We start from the raw sequence: 26,350 nt of genomic DNA, 5'->3' as shown, positions 1-26,350 counted from the left end.
AAAGTAACTTGAAGAAGTAAGCTGTGGACAATGAATGATTAGATTAAACCAATCAAACAAGAGAAAGAATCCACAGAATTGGTTTAGAGTCTAGAATCGTGACTTTTGTAATAATTGATCTTGTGTTAAAAAAAGACCAACTAAAGAGTTGGTCAGAGTAAATTACGATTTTTTTGTTGCTTGAATAAATTTTTTAAATACAGAATCACCTGAGTAATTTAAGATTCCATTTTTATAAACACGTGCTCCGAAGGTTAGAACCAAAATAATAACGACAATATTTAAAGCAATTGAAAGCCAAATCATCGATGTTGATACCGTCATCGTAGCTATGCGTAATGGCATAATGTATGGTGAAATGAATGGAATCATAGACATGATTTTAATAAATGGTGCTTCTGGAGATGTGATTCCAAATATTCCAATGTAGAATGAAACGACCCCGATAATCATGATAGGTGAAATGGCAATTTGATATTCTTCTACGGAACTAATAATCGAACTCAAAATAAGAACACTTACGAGATAGACAAGATAAGCAACAATTGCGAAAATGATGATATAAATGACAATTTTCGCTTGATCGGGTGAAATCATGATAGAAATATTCTCCATGATATCTTCAGGTAAGTTTTTTAGCATCGATTGAAAAGAAACGAGAAAAAGTGTCATAAAAATCGTCAATTGTGTGAGAGCGTATAGGCTATTATAAACAATTTTTCCGTAAAGTTGTTTCATTGGAGAAATAGAAGTGATGATAATTTCCATGACACGAGAAGTTTTTTCCTCCATCACTTCCTGTCCTGCATAAACAGAATAAAGGTATGAGAATAAAAAGATGAACATGATAGAGACATAGGCAATCGCTAGATTACCCATTGATTCTTCTGCGGTTTGAGCATTTTCATCTAAAGAAATTTTAGTCATAGAGAAGTTTTCAGTCAATAAATTAATTTGTTCTTGTGTTAGGCCAGCAGAGTGCATCGCGATTTCTTTATTGTAACTAGATAAAAGTTGCTCACCAATCGTGTAATGAGAGTTATTTGAAAAATCCTCAGCTACATAAGTTGCTTCAAGAAGATGTTGATCGTTATAGGCAATGACAAAATAAGCCGAAATCGTTCCATCTTCTATTTTTTTGTCTAGAACTTCCTCAGACTGATTGCTTTGTTCTAAATGAACATCAGATAATAAATGATTAAAATCTTCTTCAAATCTTGAATAAAGTTGCTTTGTTTTATCCACAATAACAATCGTCTCAGAATAATCAAAAGTTTCATTAAAAAATTTAACAATGGTTCCAAGCTGACTCAGCACTAATCCAACGATGATCAAGAAAATATTAAATCCGATGAAGACTTTACTTTTTATTTTTCGAAAATAGTTATACAGTACATAATTCCAAAATTTACTCTTCATAAGCTTGTCCCACCTTTTCAATAAAAATTTCATGTAGTGATGGTTCACAAATCATAAATTTTTCAATTTGATGATTTGGTTTTAAAGCGTCGAAGATAGTAGAGGTATACTGTTTATCATCAATTTGTACACACCATTCATCAGATTGACGTGTGACTTCAATGACATGAGGGATTGACTTAAGAAAATCATAATCAAGTTGTCCTTGAATTAAGATTTTTCGTGCATTGTAACGTTGTTTAATCTCTTTTAAATGTCCTTGTAGAACCGTTTTTCCTTTTCGAAGAATCGTTACACGATCACAAAGTGTCTCTATATGTTCCATTCGATGAGAAGAGAAGATAATTGTTTTACCTTGGTTTTTGAAATTAATAATTTCCTCTTTCATCATTTCTAAATTGATAGGGTCTAACCCTGTGAAAGGTTCATCTAGAATAATTAGTTCGGGATTGTGGATAATAGCGCAAATAAATTGGATTTTTTGTTGATTTCCTTTTGATAATTCTTTAATTTTTTTGTTTTTATAATGAGAGATTTCAAACTTCTCAAGCCAATAATCAAGTTCTTTTTCAATTTGATCTTCGCTCATTCCTTTTAGCATAGCAAGATAGCTGACTTGAGTTTTAACTGTTAATTTCTGAAGAAGTGCACGTTCTTCTGGAAGATAACCAATTAAATCATTAATGGATTCGTTTAGCGGATGATTATCCCAACTAATTTCACCTGACGTCTGCTCATAAAGTCCTAAAATCATTCGAAAGGTTGTTGTTTTACCGGCACCATTAGCTCCGAGTAAACCGTAAATCTCACCTTTTTTAAGACTAAGGTTTAAATCCATAACGGCATGAGTATCATGGAAGATCTTATTTACATTTTTTAAAACTAGCACCTGTTTCCCTCCCCATTGTTACAAAGTGATGATGCAAGGTTAGTCCAAGACATTGATATGTCTATTATGATATACAACGTTTAAGATGACAACTTTTTTATGCAATAGAATTTGGATACTGATATAGTTTATGGATTTTAAAATGAAAAAAATATAAAAAAACGTCTGATATTATCGATTTTTGTTTACTATTTTACACACAGATGTTATTTTTATTGTTTATTGTCGAGTTTTAGATGTAAAATAAGAATAGTATTTTAATAGAGTTGAAGTCTAAATGTTTACTGTAAGGAGTGAGCTTTATGATATATGATGTAATCGTCGTAGGTGGAGGACATGCTGGAATTGAGGCGGCTCTTGCACCTGCACGTATGGGTTGTCAGACATTAATGATTACTGGAGATATTAATCGTATCGGACATATGCCATGTAATCCAGCCATTGGTGGACCTGCCAAAGGAATTGTTGTGCGTGAAATTGATGCATTAGGTGGAGAAATGGGAGTTAACACAGATAAAACCCATATTCAAATGCGTATGTTAAACACAGGAAAAGGTCCTGCGGTACGTGCTCTTCGTGCACAGGCTGACAAAGTAGAGTATCCACGTGAAATGCAAAAAACGGTGTTATCTCAGGAAAACCTAGAAGTTAAAGAAGCCATTGTGGATAAGTTGATAGTAGAAGATAATATCGTTAAGGGAGTTCAACTGGAATCAGGTGAACAACTTTTTTCAAAAACGGTTATTTTAACAACGGGAACATACATGCACGCTAAAGTTATGATTAGTGATGAAATCAAATTAAGTGGACCTGATGGGGCTAAAACTTCATTAGGATTATCTCAAAATTTAAAAGATTTAGGATTTGAGTTATTCCGTCTAAAAACAGGAACACCGCCGCGTGTTGCAGCTGATAGTGTTGATTTTTCTAAAACAGAAATTCAACCTGGAGATGATGTTATTCGTGCCTTTAGTTTTGATACAAAAGAACATTTACCACTTGAGGATCAAGTTCCTTGTTATTTAACTTATACAGGAGAAGAAACACACCGTATTATTATGAGTAATTTAGAGCGTTCATCGATGTACTCTGGTGTCGTTGAGGGAGTTGGGCCTCGTTATTGCCCATCTATTGAAGATAAAATTGTTCGCTTTAATGATAAACCACGTCATCAAATCTTTTTAGAGCCAGAAAGTAAACACATTCCTGAAATTTATGTTCAAGGATTTTCAAGTAGTTTACCACGTGAAGTTCAAGAAGAAATGATTCGTACAATTCCTGGTCTTGAAAATTGCCGTGTTGTCAAATATGCTTATGCGATTGAGTATGACGCGATCAAACCAGTTCAGTTATGGCCATCACTTGAAACAAAGTTAGTTAAAAACTTATATAGTGCAGGACAAATCAACGGAACGAGTGGATATGAAGAAGCTGCTGGTCAAGGAATTATGGCCGGAATTAATGCTGCGCTTCGCGTTCAAGGAAAAGATCCATTAATTTTAAAACGAAGTGAAGCCTATATTGGAGTTTTAATTGATGATTTAGTTACAAAAGGAACGTTAGAACCTTATCGTTTATTAACATCTCGTGCTGAATATCGTTTATTATTACGTCATGACAATGCTGATTTACGCTTACGTGAGTACGGTCGTCAAGTTGGATTAGTAAATGATGAAAAGTATGAAGCCTTTTTACATAAAAAAGCAGAAATTGCAGCTGAAAAAGAACGTTTATCAGAAATTAAAATTACCCCTAAAGGCAATACGAATGATTATTTAGCAACGATTCCATCATCGCCACTTAAAGATGGAATTACAGCTTTAGAACTTTTAAAACGACCAGAAATAACTTATGAACATATTCATCATTTAATCGAAGAGAAAAACGAAGCAATCTCACAAGAAGCAATTGAGCAATTAGAGATCCAAGTGAAGTATGAAGGATATATTAATAAGGCCCTTCAACAAGTAGAAAAAGTTCAAAAGGTTGAAGAGAAAAAAATTCCAGACTCTATTGATTATGATGATGTACCAAACTTAGCTATTGAAGCTAAACAGAAGTTAAAAGATATTCGTCCATTAACAATCGGGCAGGCAAGTCGTATTTCAGGTGTAAATCCTGCAGATATTTCAATTTTAATGGTCTACATTGAATCAGGTCGTGCAAATAAAATCAGTGAATAATAATGAGAGTTAAGGTTGGAGACTTCCTTAACTCTTTATGTAATGTTGAAGGAGTAGAAGAGATGACACCGGAACAATTTTATGAGAAGTTAAAAGAATTTAACATTGAATTAACGGAAGAACAAAAATGGCAATTAAATCGTTATTACGAGTTATTAGTTGAGTGGAATGAAAAAATGAATCTAACAGGTATTACAGAAATTAATGAAGTTTATTTAAAACATTTTTATGATTCATTAATTGGATTTTTGATGTTTAAAGATATCCACAGTTGTCAAACATTATGTGATGTTGGATCAGGGGCAGGATTTCCGGCATTACCAGTTAAAATCGTTTTTCCACATTTAAAGATGGATTTAGTCGATTCCCTCGGAAAACGCGTAAATTTCTTAAATCATGTGATTGCTGAAACAAAACTAAAAAATATTACAGCCTATCATTCACGTGCTGAAGAATATGCGGCAAAACATCGTGAATCATTTGATATTGTAACGGCTCGTGCTGTAGCCCGTTTAAATATTTTATCGGAGCTTTGTGTTCCTTTAGTAAAAGAAGATGGATACTTTATCGCATTAAAGGGGCAAACTGGAGATGAGGAATTAGTCGAGTCAAAAAAAGCCTTAGAAACATTTGGCGTAGAGATTATTGATGTTAAACATATCGAACTTCCAGAAGAAGCGGGATCACGTACTAACATTTATACAAAAAAATACAAAAAAACACCGAAAAAGTATCCTCGAGCATATGGGCAAATCAAAAATAAACCATTAAAATAGGATTACCTGTCACCACGAAGGACATTACTATATAAATTCTAGAAAAAAGAAGAAAAGTACGTTATAATTTAAATATTACGTATGATTTTTGATTTTCATTATATTAAGGGGGATATAGGGTGTTTAACATTTTTTCAAGAGATGATTCACGGAATCAACCTAAAGATGAAGTAACTCAGTTGCCTATCTCGAAAATCGTTCCGAATAAATATCAACCAAGAAATATTTTTAATGATGAAAAAATTTTGGAATTATCAGAATCAATTAAAGAACATGGTGTTATCCAACCCATTGTTGTTAGAAAATTTAAAGATGGTTATGAGATCATTGCTGGAGAGCGACGTTATCGAGCATCTAAATTAATTGGATTATCTAATGTTCCTGCCATTATTCGTGATTATGACGATAAACAATCAGCTTCGATTGCGATTGTTGAAAATATTCAACGCGAAGATTTAACTGCGATTGAAGAGGCAGTTGCTTATAAACAATTGATTGATTTACATGGAATTACTCAAGCTGCATTGGCTAAACAAATGGGAAAATCTCAATCAACCATTGCGAATAAAATTCGTTTATTGAATTTATCTGAGACGGTTCAACAGGCAGTGTTGGAGAGAAAGGTAACGGAACGTCATGCACGTGCGTTGTTACTGGTTAAGGATGAAGTGCTTCAATTACAACTTTTAGAGAAGATTATTGAGAAAGACTTAAATGTGTCTGAAACCGAGCGTTTAATTGAAGAAACGTTAAATCCAAAAGAAAAAGCAACTAAGCCGCAAACGATTTCTCGTATGCCAAGAGATTGTCGAATTGCGATGAATACATTTAAACAAGCTATTATGATGGTTGAGAAAACAGGTATGAAAGTAGAGCATGAAACCGAAGAGTTTGATGATTCTTATGTGATTAAAATTTCATTACCTAAACATAAGCGCTAATAAAAACGACAGGTACTTTTGATGCCTGTCGTTTTATTTGCTGTGGAAAAGTAATGGGCTTTAATTCAGAAGATGGAATGGTTATTTTAGAGTTTGTAAGATCAAGTTATCCACAGATAAGAGAATTTCAGGGAACAATTGTTATTTAACTTTTAGTTTTTTTACGATGACAAAAGAGAGTCAAATAAAGTGTTTTGAAAAAAAGTGAGTTGTGGATAACTTCAAACGAGATTTAAATACCTAACGATAAAGAGAATATATTTTTGTAGACGATATCGTAATATTAAGTATTAAAAAGAGAATTATTAATGTTAAAAGTATAAGCTTTTACGACATTTTTAGATGAGTTAGATGATAAAAAAATCGAAGATTGTAAATAATAAGAGTCGATGCTACATATTACTTTAAAAAGTCTGAAATTTACTGAGCAAGTTCCAAAATTTTTTTTCATAACTAATCATTTCATGGTAAAATATTAACAAGTATGACTTTAGGAGGGTTAATATGGGGAAAATTATCGCTATAACGAACCAAAAAGGTGGAGTTGGTAAGACGACATCTAGTATTAACTTATCAGCATCCTTGGCTTACTTGGGTCATAAAGTATTACTTGTTGATATGGATCCCCAAGCTAACGCCTCTACTGGTATCGGTGTGTATAAAGGCGATGCTGAGTTAACAGTTTTTGATTTATTAGTGGATGAAATTCCAACTAATCAAGTTATTTTAAAAACAAATGAAGAAAACTTATTTTTAATTCCATCATCACAAGAATTAGCTGGTTTTGAATCAATGATTGTCATGGAAAAAGATCGTGAATTTAAGTTATTACCAAAACTTGAACAGGTAAAAGACTATTTTGATTATATTGTGATCGATTGCCCACCATCACTAGGACTTTTAACAATTAATGCATTATCAGCAGCAGATTCGACATTAATTCCAGTACAATGTGAATATTATGCATTAGAAGGATTAACACAGTTATTAAATACGATTCGTATTGTTCAGCGCCGATTAAATCGAAATTTATCGATTGAAGGTGTTTTATTAACGATGCTTGATCGTCGTACACGTCTAGGATTAGATGTCATTAATGAGGTTAAGTTATATTTTAAAGAAAAGGTGTTTAATACGATTATTCCACGTCTAGTCCGCTTAAGTGAGGCGCCGTCATTTGGAAAGTCAATTATTGCTTATGATCAAAAATCGTCAGCTGCTCAATTTTATATTGATTTAGCTAAAGAGGTGGTTAAAAATAATGTCGACTAATAGATTAGGAAGAGGTTTAGGTGCACTATTTCAAGAGCATGATATTGAAAGTATTGAGTCGTTTGAACAAGTAAAAGAGGGAGAAGTTATCCACCAATTAGAGGTGAATAGTTTAAGACCCAATCCTTATCAACCACGAAAATATTTTGATGAGAATAAAATTAAAGAATTAGCGATGTCAATTAAAGAGCATGGTGTTTTTCAACCAATCATCGTTAAAAAAGATATTAAAGGTTATATTATTATTGCAGGGGAACGTCGCTATCGTGCCGCACAAAAGGCAGGATTAGATACAATTCCAGCGATTGTCCGTGAATTTAACGATCATTTAATGATGGAATATGCCTTAATTGAAAACTTACAACGTGAAGATTTAACTGCCATTGAAGAAGCAGAAGCTTATCGCCTGTTAATGCAAAAATTAGATTTGACTCAAGAACGTTTAGGTGAACGTTTAGGTAAAAGTCGTGCATATATTGCAAATACAATGCGATTATTGCAGCTACCACGTGCCGTTCAAGATGATATTGAAAATAATGTAATTTCAGTAGGTCACGGAAAAGTTTTAGCAGGTTTAAAAGATGAAGAATTAGTTTTAAAATTAACCAATATTATTAAAGAAAAACAGATTTCAGTGCGTGAACTAGAAGAACTTGTTAAACAAGTTGGAGCAGAGCAACCTGAAGAAAAGAAACCTAAAAAGGAATTAAACCCACATTTAGAGTACGTGGAATCTAATTTGAAGTCTTATTTCGGAACAAAGGTGAAGATTAAAGAAAAACAAGGAAAAGGTCAGATCATTATTGATTATGTGACAATGGATGACTTAAATCGTTTACTCGAAATGATGGGGTTAGAATAGACTAAGGAGTGAACAATTTGAATGCATTTTTTCTGACTCAGGTACTAGAAAAAATCCAATTAAACTTATCGTCAGTCAATAAAGTACTGGCTGATAAAATCGAAAATTTCATTGCAACGGATCGACTGAATGAAATATTAGTGAATATCGGATTTAAAGTGATTAGTGTTCTTTTAGTTTTAATTATTATGTCAATTATTCGCCGTTTTGTTAAAAATTTGATCAAAAAAGCATTTGCGGTGAATATTGAACGTATTCAAAAAGTGACAGGTGGAACAGAAAGACGTAAAGAAACTTTTGAAAGTTTAGCTTTAAATATTTGGCGTTATACGATTAACATCTTAACAATCTTATGGCTATTATCAATCTTTGTGCCACTCGATAAATTATTAATCGCATCAAGTGGGATCTTTGTTGTGATTGGATTCGCAGCAAAAAGTATGCTAGATGATATTACAATGGGCTTTTTTATCATTTTTGAAGATTTATTCTCAGTTGGAGATTTTATTGAAATCGACGGAAACACTGGAACTGTAACGGAAATCGGATTACGTTCGGTTAAAATTCGCGTCGTAACAGGTGAAACGGTGATTATTCCAAATGGTAACATAGGTAAAGTTATCAATCATTCAGTTTCAAATGGACAAGCACTTTTAGATATTGGAATTGCTTACGAGGCTGATTTAGATAAAGCTATTTCTGTTTTAGAGCGTGTGGGGCAAGAAGCTTTTGATCAATATGAAGAAATCTTACAAATGCCTCAAGTTTTAGGCGTACAAGAGCTTGCTGATTCATCTGTTGTCATCCGTATGACGGCAGAAGTTGAGCCATTAAAACAGTGGTATATTCAACGAGAATTACGCCGATTAATTAAACTAGCCTTTGATCGTGAGAATGTTGAAATTCCTTATTCTAAAATGGTTGTTTATCAAAAAAATGAGGAGAGTGGATCAAATGAATAATGTAACATTTGGTTTAAACGATATTGTTGAAATGAAAAAACAACATCCTTGTGGAACGAATCGTTGGCAAGTTATTCGTTTAGGAGCAGATATTAAAATTAAATGTTGTCATTGTGAGCGTACTTTAATGATGCCACGACCCCAATTTAAGAAAAAAATGAAGAAGGTTTTAGAGCCTGCACAATAGACTTAAATATTATTATTTTTAAAGTGAAAAAAAGCGGCTCTTTGTCAACTGGTGTGGGTGAAGAAATTTTATACCTGTAATCGTGAGGGATTAAGCTGCTCATTGAGCAGTTTGATTCCTTTTATTTTTTTGTTCAAAGGTGTACTTATGGATAATCAAAATTCTAGCTTTGAAATGATAGAAACTACGGTATCCAAAGGCCATGCGTTTAATCACTTTAATCTTGTTATTAATCCCTTCAAGCACTCCATTGGTATAAGATGTTTCAATCGTATTTTTAATATAATCTTGGTAGTTAGTTAATGTTTTTAAAGCTGTTTTCATTTCAGGTGAAAGTAAGTCAGAGGGGTTTTGAATGGCATGATGAAAAGCATCAAAGTTGCGAAGTTTGATGGCCTGTTTGATGGTTTGATAGAAGTCATAAGTCGCTTTTAATTCAGGATCTAAAGCGAGTAAAAAGTCGATGATTTCTTGTTGAGAAATCTGCTTTTTGAAACAGTTAGAATAGAAGTAGTGGGTAGAATGGATATCCTCTTGGGCTTTTAATAAAAGGCGCCAATAATGTTTGAATTTATTGTAGAATTCTTTGTTTTGGTTCATGAAGCGAATACGAGTTTTATTGAGGGCACGAGATAAAAGTTGAACGACGTGGAACTTATCTAAAACAATTTTAGCGTTGGGAAACACCTCTTTAATGAGTGTCATATACGGAGCATACATATCAATAACAACGTGAGTTACACCTTCACGGGCCTCCTTAGAAAATCGCATGAAATAAGGTTTTAAAGTGCTTAGACGACGGTCTTCAACGATATCAATTAACTTCCCATTAGAAGCATCACAAAAAATGAATGACATAGCCCCTTCCGCTGATTTGACCGACTTAAACTCATCAAAACAAAGCACCTTTGGAAGAGAGTTAAAATGAAGGGGTTGTTGCTCGTACGATGTATGAATGATCCGATTGACCGTTGAATGGGATACGTTGAGTTCACGGGCAATATCTGACTCGGATTTTTTATGGCTAGCCTCTAGGAAAATAGCTTGTTTAAGGGGATTAGAAAGGTAACAATTAGATTCCACAAGAGAGGTTTTAAGCGTAAAGGTACGATCACAATGACGGCATTTATAGCGTTGCTTTTTTAAATCGAGATAGGTATCAAAGCCAGAGAGTTTCATCATCTTAATACGAGAGGTTTTGAAGCCGTGTTTAATGATTTGTGAGTCAAAGAGATGACCACAGTTGTAACAATGAGTCGGTTGAAAAGAGAGGATACCAGAAATCACCTTAGAGCGGATCCCGTTAATCTGAACATCTTTCATCCAATTTTCTGAAAAAGTAATATTTTTATCTTTTAAATCGAGTAAAGTTAAGATACAATTATTGTGAGACATAAACCCAATCCTTTCGTGTTTTTTTTTGGTCAATTACATGGTATAGAATTTGGGACGTGATGTCTCTTTTTTTATACTTATTTTTTATTCCAAATAAAAGAAGTGTGGGAATCACCCACACCAAATATTATAGAACCAAAAAAGCGTTCAAATCGTTGATTTGAGCGCTTTTTATTTGGGATTAACGTGTTAAAAAAATGTAAAATATGCTATAATATATATAGAAAGAAAAAGGTGATTAATATGCGAACTGAAGTACATATTACAAGTGAATTTATTACTCTTGGACAGTTTTTAAAGTTCGAGAATTTAATTGAAAGTGGTGGCAGTGTTAAGTTCTTCTTAGAGGAAGTTCCGGTCTTTATTAATAATGAGCAAGATAACCGCCGTGGTCGTAAATTATATCCAGGAGATATTATTTCGATTGAAGAATTTGGTGAGTTTATTATTGTGGCTGAATAGTAAAGGAGATTTTCATTGTTTATCAATCGATTATCACTGAAGCAATTTAGAAATTACCAAGATGCTTCTATAGAGTTTAAGAAGAATATTAATATTATCATTGGAAATAATGCACAAGGAAAGACGAGCTTAATCGAATCGATTTATGTTCTATCAACGACGAAGTCACATCGAACAAGTAAAGATTCGCAGCTCATTTTATTTAATGAAGATTTTGCTCGTATTGAGGCAGATATTACGCGAGCTGTTGATGAGTTGCATTTATCTTTAATTATTTCTAAAAAAGGTAAGAAAGCAAATTATAATGGAGTGGATCAAAAGAAATTAAGTGAATATGTTGGAAAGTTAATTGTGGTGATGTTTGCACCAGAGGATTTATCTTTAGTTAAGGGGGGGCCTCAATATCGTCGCCGATTCATGGATATGGAAATTGGACAGTTATCCCCAACTTACTTATATCACTTAGGTCAATACTCGAAGTTATTAAAGCAACGTAATGAATTACTTAAACAGTTACGTGTGAATCGTACGAATGAGTTACTTTTAGATGTTTTAACAGAACAGTTAGTACCACACGCTGTTTATGTATTAAATCATCGAATTGAATTTTTAAAAAAGTTAGAGACTTTTTCTAAGAAAGTTCACGGTGAAATTTCAAATCAATTAGAAGAAATTAATTTAAATTATGTCAATTCATTTAAAAATATCGAATTAAATGAAGAAGATATTTTTAAAAAATATAAAGATCTATATGATCAGGATATTCAATTAGGATCAACTAGTTTAGGCCCGCATCGAGATGACTTTAGTGTTTCAATTAATGGCGTTAATACACATCAATTTGGATCACAAGGTCAACAACGAACAGCTTCGTTATCGATGAAATTAGCCGAAATTGAGTTGATTTATTCAGTTTTAAATGAGTATCCCATTTTGTTGTTAGACGATGTTTTAAGTGAGCTAGATGATGCACGTCAAACACAACTATTAAATACGATAAAAAATAAAGTTCAAACCTTTATAACGACAACTAATATTGATGGAATTGATGAAAATGTCATTGAATTAGCTGATATTTTTACCATTGATAATGCCAAGATTAGGATAGGTGATCAGAATGACGCAAGAAGTATCGAAAACACAACAGTATGATGCTAGTAATATTCAAGTATTAGAAGGTCTTGAAGCCGTTCGAAAACGCCCTGGGATGTATATCGGTTCAACAAGTGGACGTGGATTACATCATTTAGTTTGGGAGATTGTTGATAACTCAATCGATGAAGCTTTAGCTGGATATTGTACTGAAATTAATATTGCGATTACAGAAAATAACGAGATTATTGTTAAAGATAATGGGCGCGGAATTCCAGTTGATATTCATCAGCAAACCGGAAAATCAACCGTTGAAACAGTTTATACTGTTTTACATGCCGGAGGAAAATTCGGTGGTGGCGGATATAAAGTTTCTGGAGGATTACATGGGGTAGGGGCCTCAGTAGTTAATGCGTTATCAGAACATTTAGAAGTTACGGTTAGCCGTAATGGAAAAAAATATTTTCAACAGTTCGAAAAAGGTCAGCCTATAGATGAGTTACATGTGATTGGTGAGGCTGATTCAACTGGTACTGAGGTTAAATTTAAACCGGATCCGACAATTTTTACTGAAACAACGGTTTATGATTATGATATTTTACGTAATCGTATTCGAGAATTAGCTTTTTTAAACAAGGGATTAAAAATCACGTTAGAAGATCTTCGTTCAGATAAACCACAACGTCATGAGTTCCATTATGAAGGTGGAATTAGTGAGTATGTTCGCTTCTTGAATAAAAATAAAGAAGCCATTCACGAAGAAGTCATTCATGTTGAAGGTGAGCGTGATGGAATCAGTGTTGAGATTGCTATGCAATATAACACGGGGGTAGCCGGAAACATTTATTCATTCGCAAATAATATTAATACACATGAGGGTGGAACACATGAAGCAGGGTTCCGTGCAGCATTAACACGTATTATTAATAGTTATGCGAAGAAGTTAAATCTATTAAAAGGTGATGATGCATTAATCGGGGAAGATATTCGTGAAGGATTAACGGCTATTATCTCTGCAAAGCATCCTGATCCACAGTTTGAGGGACAAACGAAAACAAAGTTAGGAAATAGCGAAGTTCGTCGTATTGCTGATAATGTCTTTTCAGAAGGATTTGAGCGTTTCTTAATGGAAAATCCACAATCAGCGAGACTAATTATTGAAAAATCATTAATGGCGGCTCGTGCTCGTATGGCTGCAAAACGTGCGCGTGAAATGGTTCGTCGTAAGTCACCTCTTGAGTCATTAGGGTTTAAGAGTAAGTTAGCTGACTGTCAATCACGCGATGCTAATATTTCAGAGCTATTTATTGTCGAGGGAGATTCTGCCGGAGGATCAGCAAAACAAGGACGCGATAATAAATTCCAGGCGATTTTACCTCTTCGCGGTAAAGTTTTAAATGTTGAAAAAGCTCGTATTGATAAAGTTTATGCTAATAATGAAATCAAAAGTATGATTCATGCGATCGGAACTGGAGTTGGAGATGAATTTGATCTTTCAAAAGCTCGTTATCATAAAATTGTGATTATGACCGATGCCGATGTCGATGGTGCGCATATTCGTACGTTATTATTAACATTCTTCTATCGTTATATGAGACCTTTAGTTGAGAACGGATATGTTTATATTGCTCAACCACCGTTATTTAAAATCGCTCAAGGAAAACGTATTGAGTATGTTTATACAGAAGAACAATTAGAAGCAGTAATGGCGTCTTTACCAGCAACTCCTCGACCAAATGTTCAACGTTACAAAGGGCTTGGAGAGATGAATGCTGAACAGCTATGGGAAACAACAATGGATCCAGAAGTACGTACATTATTACAAGTAACACTTGACGATGCTGTTGAGGCTGACGAAATTTTTGATATTTTAATGGGTGATCGCGTCGAGCCACGTCGAGAATTTATAGATGCTAATGCTAAATATGTTACAAATCTTGATATCTAATTGGAGGCAACTACATCTATAAGGAGGAACGAAAATGTCTGCATATGATCAAATTAAGCCACATAACATCGCAAAAGAAATGAAGACATCATTCATTGATTATGCGATGAGTGTTATCGTATCACGTGCTTTACCGGACGTTCGTGACGGTTTAAAACCTGTTCATCGTCGTATCTTATATTCGATGAATGACTTAGGAATGCATAGTGATAAGCCATATAAAAAGTCAGCCCGTATCGTCGGGGATGTTATTGCTAAATATCACCCTCATGGAGATTCATCGGTTTATGATGCAATGGTTCGTATGGCGCAAGATTTCAGTTATCGTTATCCATTAGTTGATGGACACGGAAACTTCGGTTCTATCGATGGTGATGGAGCGGCGGCGATGCGTTATACCGAAGCAAGAATGTCTAAACTATCGATGGAAATGATGCGAGATATCCACAAGAATACGATTGACTATCGACCAAACTTTGATGGTGAAGAACATGAACCAATTGTGTTACCTGCACGTTTCCCTAATCTTTTAGTGAATGGGACAACAGGAATTGCGGTCGGGATGGCAACTAATATTCCGCCACATAATCTATCTGAGGTTATTGATGGTTGTTTAGCCTATATGGATGATCCAGAAATCGATGTCTTAGGATTAATGCAATATATTAAAGGACCAGATTTACCAACAGGTGCTTTAATTTTAGGAACAAAAGGAATCCGTTCTGCTTATGAAACAGGAAACGGTTCGATTATGATGCGTTCAAAATGTGAAATCATTGAAGGACATGGTGGGAAATATTCAATTCTAGTGACAGAAATTCCTTATCAAGTCAATCGCGAACGTTTAATCGAAAAAATTGCAGAATTAGTAAAAGAAAAACGTATCGATGGAATTACAGATTTACGTAATGAATCAAATCGTGAGGGAACACGTATTGTTATTGAATTACGTAAAGATGTTAATCCACAGGTTATGTTAAATAATTTATTTAAATTAACACAATTACAAGTCTCTTACGGGATTAATATGTTAGCTCTTCAAGATGGGCAACCTAAAGTTTTAAATTTAAAAGAAGTAATTGCTGCTTACATTAAACATCAAGTTGAAGTCATTGTTCGTCGTACAAAATTTGACTTAAATAAAGCAGAAGATCGTGCTCATATTTTAGAAGGATTACGTATTGCATTAGATCATATCGACCGAATTATTGCGATTATTCGTGGTTCATCTAATGACGAAGAAGCATTAAACGCATTAATGTCAGAGTTTTCGTTATCTGATCGACAAGGGAAAGCTATTTTAGAGATGCGTTTACGTCGATTAACAGGATTAGAACGTGGCAAAATTGAAGAAGAATATCAAGGATTAGTGGCTTTAATTGCTGATTTAAAAGAGATTTTAGCGAATAAATCACGCGTTCATCAAATTATCCGTGACGAGTTATTAGAAGTTAAACAAAAGCATGGAGATGAACGTCGTACAGAGATTGTTCGAGGATCAGATTTTGATATAGAAGATGAAGATTTAATTCCAGAAGAACAGGTCATCATTACGTTAACGAATAACGGATATATTAAACGTCAACCAATTTCAACTTATCGTTCACAAAATCGTGGTGGACGTGGAGTTCAAGGAATGGGAACACATGATGATGATTATGTTAAGGAGTTATTATCGACATCAACTCATGATCATTTACTATTCTTCACAAATAAAGGTAAGGTTTACCAGAAAAAAGCTTATACAGTTCCTGAATATGGACGTACTGCTAAAGGATTACCGATTGTAAACATTATTGAAATAGCACAAGATGAGTATATTAGTGCAATCATTCCGGTTAAAGAGTTTAATGAAGATGAATTCTTATTCTTTGCGACACGTTTAGGAGTTGTTAAACGTACAACGTTAGCAGCATTTAGCAACATTCGTACAAATGGTTTAATCGCACTTTCTTTACGTGAAGATGATGAATTAATTGGTGTAAGAAAAACGTCAGGTAATGACGATATTGTTATTGCATCAAGTGGTGGAAAAGCTGTATGGTTTGATGAAACACAGGTCCGCCCAATGGGACGTACAGCAGCCGGAGTTCGAGGAATTTATCTTGATGAAAATGAACTTGCTGTTGGTATGGAAATGGTCACAATGGATCAAGAAATTTTAGTTGTAACAGAACACGGATTTGGTAAACGTACATCGATTAAAGAATATCGTAAAACAAGTCGTGGTGGAAAAGGTGTTAAAACACTAACCATTACTGAGAAAAATGGTACATTAGTTGCTATGAAAGCTGTAAATGGTGATGAAGATTTATTAATCGTAACGAATAAGGGAATTATTATTCGTACACCAGTTAGTCAAATTTCACAAACAGGACGTGCAACGCAAGGTGTTAAATTAATTCGTCTTTCAGATGATCAAGCGGTATCAAGTGTTGCTGTCGTTGAACACGAAGAAACAGAGGAATTAACAATTTCTTCTGAAGAAACTGTTGTGACAGATGATCAAGTAGTAACAGAAGAATAAAATAAATAAGGTCTTATGCGCATATAAAAAGAAACACAAGATATACTAATATTGACAAAAAAAATAGATAATGCTATATTACAATTAAATAAAAAAGCATTGATTAGGAATAGTACTTTTTACTTCATACTGTAGAGAGTCAGTGGGTGGTGCAAACTGATGTATAAGTAATTAGAAATCAACCTAGGAGTGGAATGAAGAACATTTTTATAAGTATTCATTCACGGTCTAACCGTTATCTTTGTAAGTGGTATCACAATTTTGTTCTACGTGGAACAAAATTGTGGACAACTAGGGTGGCAACGCGGGTTAAGTCTCGTCCCTAATATAGGGATGAGACTTTTTTATTTTCTAGGATGACTAATCAAAATTAATAAATAGGAGGAAAGAAACATGTTAGATTTAAAAAGAGTACGTGAAGATTTACAAGGAACTATTGCTCGCTTAGAAACACGTGGTGGAGATTTTAGCTATTTAAATCAAATTACACAATTAGATGAAAAACGTAAAAACATTATTTTAGAAGTAGAACAATTAAAATCTAATCGAAATGAAGTATCTAAGTTAATTGGACAGTATAAACGTGAGAAAAAAGATGCTTCTGAGTTATTAGCCCAAATGAACGGTGTTGGAGAAAAAGTTAAAGAATTAGATGAGCAATTACGTCTAATTGATGAAGAAATTAAAAATCTTTTATTAGGAACTCCTAATGTTCCATGTGGAACAATCGCTGTTGGGAAAGATGAAACAGATAATGTTGAAATTCGTAAATACGGAGAACCAACAACGTTTGATTTCGAACCAAAAGCACACTGGGATTTAGTTGCAGAGTTAGATATTATTGATTTTGAACGTGCTGGAAAAATTACAGGAAGCCGTTTTGCGGTTTATAAAGGATTAGGAGCTCGTTTAGAGCGCGCTTTAATCAGTTTTATGTTAGATTTACATACTGGAGATCATGGATATACTGAAATTTTACCTCCAGTTATCGTTAATCGTGCAAGTATGACAGGAACTGGACAATTACCGAAATTTGAAGAAGATGCATTTAAATTAGTAGATACGGATTACTTCTTAATTCCAACGGCTGAAGTACCAGTGACTAACTTACATCGTGATGAAATCTTAAATGCCGATCAATTACCAATTAAATATACAGCTTATAGCCCATGTTTCCGTGCAGAAGCTGGTTCAGCTGGACGAGATACTCGAGGAATTATTCGTCAACATCAATTTAACAAAGTAGAATTAGTTAAGTTTGTTAAACCAGAAGATTCTTATGCAGAATTAGAAACATTAACAGCAAATGCTGAAAAAGTATTACAATTATTAGGATTACCATACCGTGTGATCGAGTTATGTACAGGAGATATCGGATTCTCAGCAGCTAAAACATATGATATTGAAGTATGGTTACCATCATATAATGAGTATAAAGAAATTTCTTCATGTTCAAACTTTGAAGATTTCCAAGCACGTCGTGCTAATATTAAGTTCCGTCGTGATGCAAAAGCTAAACCAGAATTTGTTCATACATTAAACGGATCAGGTCTTGCAATCGGACGTACGGTGGCTGCTATTATTGAAAACTATCAACAAGCTGATGGAAGCATCGTGATTCCTGAAGTATTACGTCCTTATATGCGTAATTTAGAAGTTATTAAATAATTTTTTTAAAATGAAAAGGGTACACTTAGTACTCTTTTTATTATGGAAATGATGTCATTACTTAATCAAAAAAGCTCTATTTTAATCAGTGCTACGAAACTTTTATTATTAGTTTGATATAGATTGTTTTCATCAAATTCATCTAAGTCTTAGATTCTTTTTTTGCTAATTTGTGACGTGATAGGGGATTGTACTAGATTCATTTAAGTAAACATGTTAAAATGAATCATCGAAACAAAAAGCTAGCTTAAAAGATGAAATTAAGACCTTAACTAAAGTTTTTTGATAGAAGAATAGGTGATAGAATGAAGGTTTGTGTATTATCTAGTGGGAGTATAGGAAATGCTACAATTATTGAAACAGAACAAACATCTATATTAATTGATAGTGGATTGTCTTTGAAAAAATTACAGGAATTGATTAAAAAAAGTGGATTCGACGAGAATAAGATTGAACATATTTTAATTACTCACGAGCATGCTGATCATATAAAAGGTGTTGGGGTTTGTACACGAAAGTGGAAGTTAAATGTTTGTGCAACCCAAAAAACAATTGATGAAATGTATCGTAAAAATATTATTAAACCAGGCATTGAAAAGGTAATGGCAGTTGAAAAAGATGTTTGGTATCATCTTGGAGATTTAAGTATTATGCCATTTAGAATTTCTCATGATGCAGTTGATCCAGTGGGGTATATGATTAAAAAAGATGAAAAAACGTTAGTTTATGTGACAGATACCGGGTATATTACGGGTGACATTTTAAAAACCTTGAAAAATGCTGATGCATATATTATGGAAACCAATCATAATGTTGAGATGCTGCAAATGTGCAATCGTCCGTGGTCATTAAAACAACGAATTTTAGATGATTGTGGTCATTTATCAAATGAAGATTCGGCATATGCAATGAGTCAGCTTATTGGAGAAAAAACAAAGCATATTTACTTAGCTCATTTAAGCCAAGAAGCAAATTTACCTGATTTAGCTGAAATGACAGTGCGTCACATTTTAAAAGAAGAGAATATTGATTTAAATAAATTAAATTTACATATGACTTATGCGATGCATCCATCAAAAGTGATTAAGTTATAGGAGGAATAGGTATGTATAGTTGTTTAGAACATATTGAAGAATCAATGGATCATTTTTTAGATGAACACGGGAAATTACCCATTTTAGTAGAAGTAGAAATTGAGCATCGTTGTCATCATTGTGAAAATGCAGCTGTTTATAAGATTATTGAGGGAATGATGATTGATGAGGATGATTCATTCTAAAAAATATTAAACTTTAGAATTCAAATAAAAAATTCCCTACCTATCAGGGAATTTCTTTTCATGTATTGGAGGTTTTTTAATGAATATTACTATTATTTCGGTTGGGAAAATTAAAGAAAAATACATCAAGCTAGGAATTGAAGAATTTTCGAAGCGATTATCTCGCTACTGTAAATTAACAATGATTGAAGTACCAGATGAAAAAACACCTGATAATGCTTCAGATCGTGAGATGGAACTGATTAAAGATAAAGAAGGAAAACAAATTTTATCTAAGATTAAAGATAATATGTATGTTATTGCGATGGATTTACAAGGTGAAATGAAAACATCAGAGCAATTTGCTAAACAATTGAGTCAATTAGCTTTAAGTGGTGATAGTAATGTGGCGTTCATTATAGGTGGATCATTGGGGTTAGCTGATGAAGTCAAAAAACGTGCGAATTATAAACTATGTTTTTCTAAAATGACATTTCCTCATCAACTATTTAAATTAATTTTACTTGAGCAAGTTTATCGTGCGTATCGAATTAATAATAATGAACCGTATCACAAGTAAGTGCGAACTTTACCAAAATTGGATATATAAATGAAAGGTAGGTCTGCTTTAATTCTGCAATGAAACTCACAAAAATCTAAAATTTGAATTTTTGTAGGTTATTGTAGTTTTATTCATAGGTTCTTCGTTTTTCACCTATTTCAGCAAATTAGAATTTGTTTTTTCTAATCTATAGTATTGAAAGAAATTGTAAAACATTCCACAAATATATTTTTTATATTCATTTCAGATTTAGGTTAAAGTTAGTAGTTATTCTTTTGTGTATATAAGTTATTTGAAGTAATAAAGTTTCAATTGAATTTGGATAAATATGAATATAAAAGTATTGAAAAAAATAAAAGTTTATATATAATGTAATTATACTAAAATATAAACATGAAAAATATAAATGTAAAGGAGATGTAAATATGCGCAAAGAGGTAGTTTTTAACTAAACTAACTGAATAAGGATTATTTTAAAAAGTATATGAAAAAAATCTTGGATAACTCAAGGTTTATTTGTGGTAGAAACAATTATTAACCTAAATTATTCACCATAAAAATGTAAAAAGCGTTGAGTCCTTAGTGGAATCAACGCTTTTTATCTATTTTTTATTTCACCTTTTAAGTGAAGCATTTTGCTATGAAAATAATCTCTCATTTGATATCGTTTTAATTGCTAAACCAAAACATATTTAAGGAGAGATTACTTTTTTATGATACATCAAGACCAACTTCATTTCAATAAAAAGATTAAATTTAATTTTAAAGGTGGAGATTTAACGTCGGATGCAGGACTTTTATTAATCCAAGAATTTATGCATCACGTGAAGTTTCCAGAACTATTGAAACAACATTTTCATTTAGAAACTGATCAAGCGATTCGAACTCATACGAATCATGAGCTTTGTCTTCAACAAATCTTTCAAACGATTGCCGGTTACCACTGCGCTGATGATGCGGATGAATTGCGAGTTGAACCTTTATTGACAACTTTGCTTGATAAGCCCTCGTTAGCTTCTCAACCAACTTTATCTCGTTTTACTCATCGATTGACGCAGGAAACAAGTAAGCAATTTGAACTCATCAATCAAAAACTCCTTTCGCAATTTTATCAAGTCGAAGCTCCTAATCATTTTATTTTTGATGTGGATTCCACTCATTTTCAGACCTATGGTCATCAATATGGGAATGCCTTTAATGCTCATTATCAAGCCCAAGGGTTTCATCCCCTCATGGTTTTTGATGGAATGACTGGAGACTGTTTAAAAGTTGAGCTTCGTGCGGGGAATGTCTATACTTCAAGGAATATCGTTTCTTTTATTGGTCCCTTATTATCACGCTATCAAAAGGAGTTTCCATCGAGCTATCGACTCGTTCGCGGAGATAGTGGATTTGCTCATAAAGAACTTTATAAGTTATGCGAAACGTTAAACACAAACTATGTGATCCGTTTAAAGGCAAATGCCACTCTCTATCGTTTAGCTAAAGAAGTAACGGATGTTTTTTTCGAAGAGTGTTCGCTTCAATATTCTCAACAATTCTATGGGGAGTTTGACTATCAGGCAAAGAGTTGGAATCACCCAAGACGTGTCATTGTTCAAGTGAGACGAAAAGCAGGTGAACTCATTCCCGATTATTTATTTTTAGTGACGAACATGGAAACAAGACCAGAGATGGTTGTTAGCCTATACGCTAAACGTGGGACGATGGAAAACTATATCAAAGAGTGTAAAAATGGATTTAGAATGGATAAAGTGAGTCATAAATACTGGATGACTAATGTCAACCGAATTCAACTCGTGGTGTTAGCCTACAATCTCATCAACGGATTCAGACGATTAACGTTACCTCATGAGTTTTCTAAGATGCAGATTGAAACCTTACGCACTAAACTCATTAAAATCGCTGCAAAACGAGTGAAACAATCACGAAGAATCGTGTTCAAACTCTGTAGTCACTATCCCTACAAAGAAATTTTTCATCACTGTTTAAAAACGATCCAGTTGATTCAGTTAGAGTAAGTGAGTGGATTCGTTCTTTGAAAACGAAATATTTTTTAGAGAAACACATCACCAAGGGGGGAGTCTACCCTTTTTTAGGGAGCTGGAGTATTAATTTACCCAAATTTAAGATCAAAACGATAAAAAGCTGTGGTTTAGGCTAAAATTTAGTCTACCCACAGCTTTGTTTGAATGATCATGAATAATTCAGGATTAATAATATTGATATTACCATGTCTATTTGTGTACTCTAAAAATAATCAGTATTATAATGAGCATATTACATCTTTATTTGAAGAATAGGAAAACTGTGTTCTAAACACGGTATTTTTATGCCTATTTTTACTATATTTATAGATATGATATAAGACTTTAATTTGCATAGCTTAATCATAAGTTATATAAATTAAAGTTGTATATTTCATGTTTATATTTAGGTTATATAATTATGAGGCTGTAAGTGAATTATGTTCACTTACAACTTTTTTTATTTAAGGAGATTATTTTGATGATTTATATATTTAAATATGAAGATTATGAAAAACAAATAAATTTTTTTAAAAATACTAGGATGGTGATTATTAATGGTTAATAAACTTTCAGCATATAAAACTTATTTATTATTTTCAGCTATTACAGCAATGTGTTTTTCACTAGTAGCTACAGTTATGATAGTGTATCACATTGAAACGGTGCATTTAAATCCACTTCAGCTTATACTTGTTGGAACTACTTTAGAAGTAGCATGCTTTATATTTGAAATTCCTACAGGAATAGTTGCAGATGTGTACAGTCGTAAACTATCTATTGTTATTGGTGTAGTTTTAACAGGAGTGGGATTTATTTTAGAAGGTTCTATTTCTAGTTTCGTTTTCGTACTTGTAGCACAGATTGTATGGGGATTAGGTTCTACTTTTATTAGTGGATCTGTTGAAGCTTGGATTGCGGAAGAAGAGAAAGATAAAGATTTGGATAAAATTTATATAAAGGGAGCACAAGCAGGACAGATAGGATCGGTTATTGGAATAGTACTAAGCACTGTAATAGCTAATTTATCTGTAAGACTACCTATTATAGTTAGTGGAGTCTTATTTATAATTCTTGCATTATTTTTATGGTTATATATGCCAGAAAATAATTTTAAATCATCTGCTCCAGAGGATTTAAATACTTTTAAAAAGATGGGATATACCTTTAAATCTGGTCTTAAATTTATAAAAAATAAACCTATAATTATAATTTTGCTTTCAGTAACTTTATTTTATGGATTATCCAGTGAAGGTTATGATAGACTTTCTAATATGCATTTTTTACAAGATACTATGCTTCCTAAACTTGGAAACCTTAAACCAGTGACTTGGTTCGGAATTTTTGGAATTGCAGGAATGATATTGAGTGCTATAGTAATGCATTTTATGGAAAAGAAGCTTAAGGATGATGATAAGAATAAAAATGGAAAGCTGTTATTATGTATAAATATATTTTATATATCATTTATGTTCATATTTGCTATTACAAAAAGATTTAACTTAATGCTAATAGCTTATTTAGCGACAAGTACCTTTAGAACTATAAATGAACCTATATTTAGTGCATGGCTTAATGGACATATAGATGACAAGGCCAGATCTACTGTACTTTCTATAAATGGACAAATAAATTCCTTAGGTCAAATTTTAGGTGGACCAATTATAGGAATCATAGCTACAAATATTTCAGTGAGTATGGGTATAGCATGTACTTCGTTATTAGTAACACCGGTATTAGTGTTATATATTGTTGCTATGATAATGGATAAAAAGGTGGTTGATAGAGTTGGAGGTATTGATTATGAAGAAAATAATTAATATAGGAATCGTAGCACACGTGGATGCAGGAAAAACAACTATAACAGAAAACTTATTATATTATAGTGGAGCTATAAAATCAGTTGGAAGAGTTGATTTAGGCAATACACAGACGGATTCTATGGAGCTTGAGCGTAAGAGAGGGATTACCATTAAATCATCAACCATATCTTTTAATTGGAATAATGTCAAGGTTAATATTGTTGATACTCCAGGACATGTGGATTTTATTTCGGAAGTTGAACGTTCATTAAGTGTTTTAGATGGAGCGATACTAGTTATATCAGGAGTAGAGGGTATTCAGTCACAAACAAGAATATTATTTGAGACATTAAAGGAGTTAAACATTCCAACAATAATTTTTGTAAATAAGCTAGATAGAATTGGGGCAAATTTCAATAAAGTATTTGAAGATATAAAGAAGAATATGTCCAATAAAGTAGTTAGATTACAAGAAGTATATGATGTAGGAAGCAAAGCTGTTTATATAAAAAAACTATTTGATACATGCATGATAAATGATGATGCTATTGATGTTTTATCAGACTTAGACGAAGCATTTTTAGAAAGATATATTGGTGGAATAGAACCTGATAAAGAAGAAATACAAGAAAAGCTTTCATTATATGCAAGTGAAGGAAGTCTATATCCAGTATTTTGTGGTGCGGCAGCAATTGGACTTGGAGTTGAAGACTTATTAGATGGAATTTGTAGTTATTTTCCATTTGCAGGTGATGATTGTGAAAGTGATTTATCTGGAGTAGTATTTAAAATCGAAAGAACAAGTAAAAATGAAAAGAAGGTTTATGTAAGATTATTTGGAGGAAAAATATCTGTAAGAGATAAAATTCAAGTACCTAATAAGGAGATAGCAGAAAAAGTAAAGAAAATTAATAGGTTAGAAAATGGGGGAGTTGTTGAAGCACAGAGGATAGAAGCAGGGGATATAGGTATTTTATATGGACTTACAAGTTTCCAAGTGGGAGATGTTATTGGAATTTCAAATGATAAAATTAAAAATATATCTATAGCTAAACCAGCATTAAAAACAACAATTTCTGCAATTGATAAAGAAAAAAATCCAGAGCTATTTAAAGCATTAACATTACTTGCAGAGGAAGATCCACTACTAGAATTAGAGATGAATGACATAGATAAAGAAATTTATGTCAACTTATTCGGTGAAGTTCAAATGGAAATACTAAGTTCCATGTTAGATGATTTATATGGAATAAAAGTAGAGTTTTCGAATATTGAGACTATCTATAAGGAAACACCTAAAGGTTTTGGAGCGTCAATAATGCATATGCAGGAAGACTTAAATCCATTTTGGGCGACAGTAGGCTTAGAAATAGAACCAGCAGGGAGAGGCGAAGGTCTTAGGTATATTTCTAATGTTTCAGTAGGGTCATTGCCAAAATCTTTTCAAAATGCAATTGAAGAAGCAGTTATTAAGACAAGTAAACAAGGATTATTTGGATGGGAGGTTACAGATGTAAAAGTCACTCTTAGCTGTGGTGAATTTTTTAGTCCAGCCAGCACTCCAGCAGATTTTAGAAATGTGACACCTATGGTATTCATGGAAGCATTATATAAAGCACAAACTGTTTTATTAGAGCCATTACATGAGTTTGAGTTAAAGATTCCTCAAAATGCTTTAAGCAAAGCGGTATGGGATTTAGAAACTATGAGGGCAACCTTTGATAATCCTATTGTTATAGGGGATGAATTCTCAATAAAGGGATTAATTCCAGTAGAAAATTCAAAAGAATATAAAATGAAAATAGCTTCATATACAGAAGGTAGAGGAATGTTTGTGACAAAATTTTATGGGTATAAGGAAGCTTCAGCTGAATTTTCAAAAGCACGCAAAAAAACAACGTATGATCCATTGAATAAAAAAGAGTATTTGCTTCATAAACTAAACGCAATTAGAGATTAAATTTAAATAGATAAGTTAAATTTTTATATGTAGGATTTAAATATAAGACATTCAAAGCCTAAAAGTAAAGGAAGGGTCGTCTGAAGAAGATGAAGACCCTTCCTTTTTTCATGTTACTATGCTTAATTGTAAGTGCTTGAAATTTGTAATATAATGTA

The 26,350-nt window shown here is 32.9% G+C and carries 21 protein-coding genes and 1 other annotated feature; of the genes, 18 read left to right on the top strand and 3 right to left on the bottom strand.

All coding sequences use genetic code 11. From position 1 onward, the window contains the following. Nucleotides 1-162 precede the first annotated feature (162 nt). A complete protein-coding gene (locus tag JRC48_RS10070; RefSeq protein ID WP_235069431.1) occupies nt 163-1,419 on the bottom strand; it encodes an ABC transporter permease in 1,257 nt (418 codons plus the stop codon). Further along, nucleotides 1,409-2,308, bottom strand: coding sequence for an ABC transporter ATP-binding protein (locus JRC48_RS10065; RefSeq protein WP_235069430.1), 900 nt, complete (start codon nt 2,306-2,308; stop codon nt 1,409-1,411). Before JRC48_RS10065 ends, JRC48_RS10070 begins: the two co-directional genes overlap by 11 nt. 302 nt (nt 2,309-2,610) lie before the next feature. On the opposite strand from JRC48_RS10065, the gene mnmG reads away from it, so the two are divergent. The 7 genes from mnmG (at nt 2,611) to JRC48_RS10030 (ending at nt 9,491) form a co-directional block, all read left to right on the top strand. Further along, nucleotides 2,611-4,491: a tRNA uridine-5-carboxymethylaminomethyl(34) synthesis enzyme MnmG gene (gene mnmG / locus JRC48_RS10060; RefSeq protein ID WP_235069429.1), complete on the top strand. Its 1,881-nt coding sequence runs from the start codon at nt 2,611-2,613 to the stop codon at nt 4,489-4,491. 62 nt (nt 4,492-4,553) lie between these two features. Then, nucleotides 4,554-5,267, top strand: a complete 714-nt coding sequence (gene rsmG, locus JRC48_RS10055; protein ID WP_235069428.1) for a 16S rRNA (guanine(527)-N(7))-methyltransferase RsmG — start codon at nt 4,554-4,556, stop codon at nt 5,265-5,267. 119 nt (nt 5,268-5,386) lie between these two features. Beyond that, the gene (noc, locus tag JRC48_RS10050; protein WP_235069427.1) at nt 5,387-6,208 is read left to right on the top strand and encodes a nucleoid occlusion protein; all 822 of its coding nucleotides are present in this window, start codon (nt 5,387-5,389) and stop codon (nt 6,206-6,208) included. A gap of 504 nt (nt 6,209-6,712) precedes the next feature. Further along, on the top strand, nt 6,713-7,480 hold the full coding sequence (locus tag JRC48_RS10045) for a ParA family protein (protein ID WP_235069426.1): 768 nt from the start codon (nt 6,713-6,715) through the stop codon (nt 7,478-7,480). Further along, a complete protein-coding gene (locus tag JRC48_RS10040; RefSeq protein ID WP_235069425.1) occupies nt 7,470-8,342 on the top strand; it encodes a ParB/RepB/Spo0J family partition protein in 873 nt (290 codons plus the stop codon). The genes JRC48_RS10045 and JRC48_RS10040 overlap by 11 nt, the downstream gene beginning before the upstream one ends. Before the next feature lie 17 nt (nt 8,343-8,359). Beyond that, the gene (locus JRC48_RS10035) at nt 8,360-9,304 is read left to right on the top strand and encodes a mechanosensitive ion channel family protein (RefSeq protein ID WP_235069424.1); all 945 of its coding nucleotides are present in this window, start codon (nt 8,360-8,362) and stop codon (nt 9,302-9,304) included. Continuing rightward, nucleotides 9,297-9,491 (top strand): DUF951 domain-containing protein, encoded by a 195-nt coding sequence (locus tag JRC48_RS10030; protein WP_235069423.1) that lies wholly within the window; start codon nt 9,297-9,299, stop codon nt 9,489-9,491. Before JRC48_RS10035 ends, JRC48_RS10030 begins: the two co-directional genes overlap by 8 nt. Before the next feature lie 99 nt (nt 9,492-9,590). Here JRC48_RS10030 and JRC48_RS10025 read toward each other — a convergent pair whose 3' ends face one another. Next, a complete protein-coding gene (locus JRC48_RS10025) occupies nt 9,591-10,886 on the bottom strand; it encodes an ISL3 family transposase (RefSeq protein ID WP_235069422.1) in 1,296 nt (431 codons plus the stop codon). Nucleotides 10,887-11,129: 243 nt separating this feature from the next. Here JRC48_RS10025 and yaaA point away from each other — a divergent pair, with 243 nt between their 5' ends. The 11 genes from yaaA to tetB(P) all read left to right on the top strand — a co-directional run bounded on the left by yaaA (nt 11,130) and on the right by tetB(P) (nt 26,192). Beyond that, complete coding sequence (gene yaaA / locus JRC48_RS10020) at nt 11,130-11,348, top strand: S4 domain-containing protein YaaA (protein ID WP_235069421.1); 219 nt, start codon at nt 11,130-11,132, stop codon at nt 11,346-11,348. 15 nt (nt 11,349-11,363) lie between these two features. Then, nucleotides 11,364-12,500 (top strand): DNA replication/repair protein RecF, encoded by a 1,137-nt coding sequence (recF, locus tag JRC48_RS10015; protein ID WP_235069420.1) that lies wholly within the window; start codon nt 11,364-11,366, stop codon nt 12,498-12,500. Then, nucleotides 12,460-14,388, top strand: coding sequence for a DNA topoisomerase (ATP-hydrolyzing) subunit B (gyrB, locus tag JRC48_RS10010; protein WP_370630401.1), 1,929 nt, complete (start codon nt 12,460-12,462; stop codon nt 14,386-14,388). The genes recF and gyrB overlap by 41 nt, the downstream gene beginning before the upstream one ends. Before the next feature lie 34 nt (nt 14,389-14,422). After that, entirely contained in the window at nt 14,423-16,915 is a 2,493-nt protein-coding gene (gene gyrA / locus JRC48_RS10005) for a DNA gyrase subunit A (RefSeq protein ID WP_235069418.1), read from the top strand. Nucleotides 16,916-17,005: 90 nt separating this feature from the next. Continuing rightward, nucleotides 17,006-17,242: a binding site (T-box leader), on the top strand. A gap of 66 nt (nt 17,243-17,308) precedes the next feature. Next, nucleotides 17,309-18,583, top strand: a complete 1,275-nt coding sequence (gene serS, locus JRC48_RS10000) for a serine--tRNA ligase (protein ID WP_235069417.1) — start codon at nt 17,309-17,311, stop codon at nt 18,581-18,583. A 305-nt stretch (nt 18,584-18,888) separates the two neighbouring features. Beyond that, nucleotides 18,889-19,677: an MBL fold metallo-hydrolase gene (locus JRC48_RS09995; RefSeq protein WP_235069416.1), complete on the top strand. Its 789-nt coding sequence runs from the start codon at nt 18,889-18,891 to the stop codon at nt 19,675-19,677. An 11-nt stretch (nt 19,678-19,688) separates the two neighbouring features. Continuing rightward, on the top strand, nt 19,689-19,862 hold the full coding sequence (locus tag JRC48_RS09990; RefSeq protein ID WP_235069415.1) for a CxxH/CxxC protein: 174 nt from the start codon (nt 19,689-19,691) through the stop codon (nt 19,860-19,862). Between the two features lie 79 nt (nt 19,863-19,941). Next, nucleotides 19,942-20,421, top strand: coding sequence for a 23S rRNA (pseudouridine(1915)-N(3))-methyltransferase RlmH (gene rlmH, locus JRC48_RS09985; protein WP_235069414.1), 480 nt, complete (start codon nt 19,942-19,944; stop codon nt 20,419-20,421). 695 nt (nt 20,422-21,116) lie between these two features. Beyond that, nucleotides 21,117-22,424 (top strand): IS1380 family transposase, encoded by a 1,308-nt coding sequence (locus tag JRC48_RS09980; protein ID WP_235069129.1) that lies wholly within the window; start codon nt 21,117-21,119, stop codon nt 22,422-22,424. 563 nt (nt 22,425-22,987) lie between these two features. Then, on the top strand, nt 22,988-24,250 hold the full coding sequence (gene tetA(P), locus JRC48_RS09975) for a tetracycline efflux MFS transporter TetA(P) (RefSeq protein ID WP_006440994.1): 1,263 nt from the start codon (nt 22,988-22,990) through the stop codon (nt 24,248-24,250). Continuing rightward, nucleotides 24,234-26,192 (top strand): tetracycline resistance ribosomal protection protein TetB(P), encoded by a 1,959-nt coding sequence (gene tetB(P) / locus JRC48_RS09970; RefSeq protein ID WP_006440995.1) that lies wholly within the window; start codon nt 24,234-24,236, stop codon nt 26,190-26,192. The genes tetA(P) and tetB(P) overlap by 17 nt, the downstream gene beginning before the upstream one ends. Nucleotides 26,193-26,350: the final 158 nt, after the last annotated feature.

It is taken from the genome of Turicibacter sp. TJ11 (genome assembly GCF_021497505.1).
GTDB lineage: Bacteria > Bacillota_I > Bacilli_A > MOL361 > Turicibacteraceae > Turicibacter.
Note: the sequence above shows the minus strand (reverse complement) of the source record. Positions and strands in the feature narration are given on the sequence as shown.

Excerpts from the sequence above, each read along its gene's own strand:
- JRC48_RS10070 (WP_235069431.1), bottom strand. The coding sequence starts at position 1,419 with ATGAAGAGTAAATTTTGGAATTATGTACTGTATAACTATTTTCGAAAA.
- mnmG (WP_235069429.1), top strand. The coding sequence starts at position 2,611 with ATGATATATGATGTAATCGTCGTAGGTGGAGGACATGCTGGAATTGAG.
- rsmG (WP_235069428.1), top strand. The coding sequence starts at position 4,554 with ATGACACCGGAACAATTTTATGAGAAGTTAAAAGAATTTAACATTGAA.
- JRC48_RS10045 (WP_235069426.1), top strand. The coding sequence starts at position 6,713 with ATGGGGAAAATTATCGCTATAACGAACCAAAAAGGTGGAGTTGGTAAG.
- JRC48_RS10040 (WP_235069425.1), top strand. The coding sequence starts at position 7,470 with ATGTCGACTAATAGATTAGGAAGAGGTTTAGGTGCACTATTTCAAGAG.
- JRC48_RS10030 (WP_235069423.1), top strand. The coding sequence starts at position 9,297 with ATGAATAATGTAACATTTGGTTTAAACGATATTGTTGAAATGAAAAAA.
- JRC48_RS10025 (WP_235069422.1), bottom strand. The coding sequence starts at position 10,886 with ATGTCTCACAATAATTGTATCTTAACTTTACTCGATTTAAAAGATAAA.
- yaaA (WP_235069421.1), top strand. The coding sequence starts at position 11,130 with ATGCGAACTGAAGTACATATTACAAGTGAATTTATTACTCTTGGACAG.
- gyrA (WP_235069418.1), top strand. The coding sequence starts at position 14,423 with ATGTCTGCATATGATCAAATTAAGCCACATAACATCGCAAAAGAAATG.
- serS (WP_235069417.1), top strand. The coding sequence starts at position 17,309 with ATGTTAGATTTAAAAAGAGTACGTGAAGATTTACAAGGAACTATTGCT.
- JRC48_RS09995 (WP_235069416.1), top strand. The coding sequence starts at position 18,889 with ATGAAGGTTTGTGTATTATCTAGTGGGAGTATAGGAAATGCTACAATT.
- JRC48_RS09990 (WP_235069415.1), top strand. The coding sequence starts at position 19,689 with ATGTATAGTTGTTTAGAACATATTGAAGAATCAATGGATCATTTTTTA.
- rlmH (WP_235069414.1), top strand. The coding sequence starts at position 19,942 with ATGAATATTACTATTATTTCGGTTGGGAAAATTAAAGAAAAATACATC.
- JRC48_RS09980 (WP_235069129.1), top strand. The coding sequence starts at position 21,117 with ATGATACATCAAGACCAACTTCATTTCAATAAAAAGATTAAATTTAAT.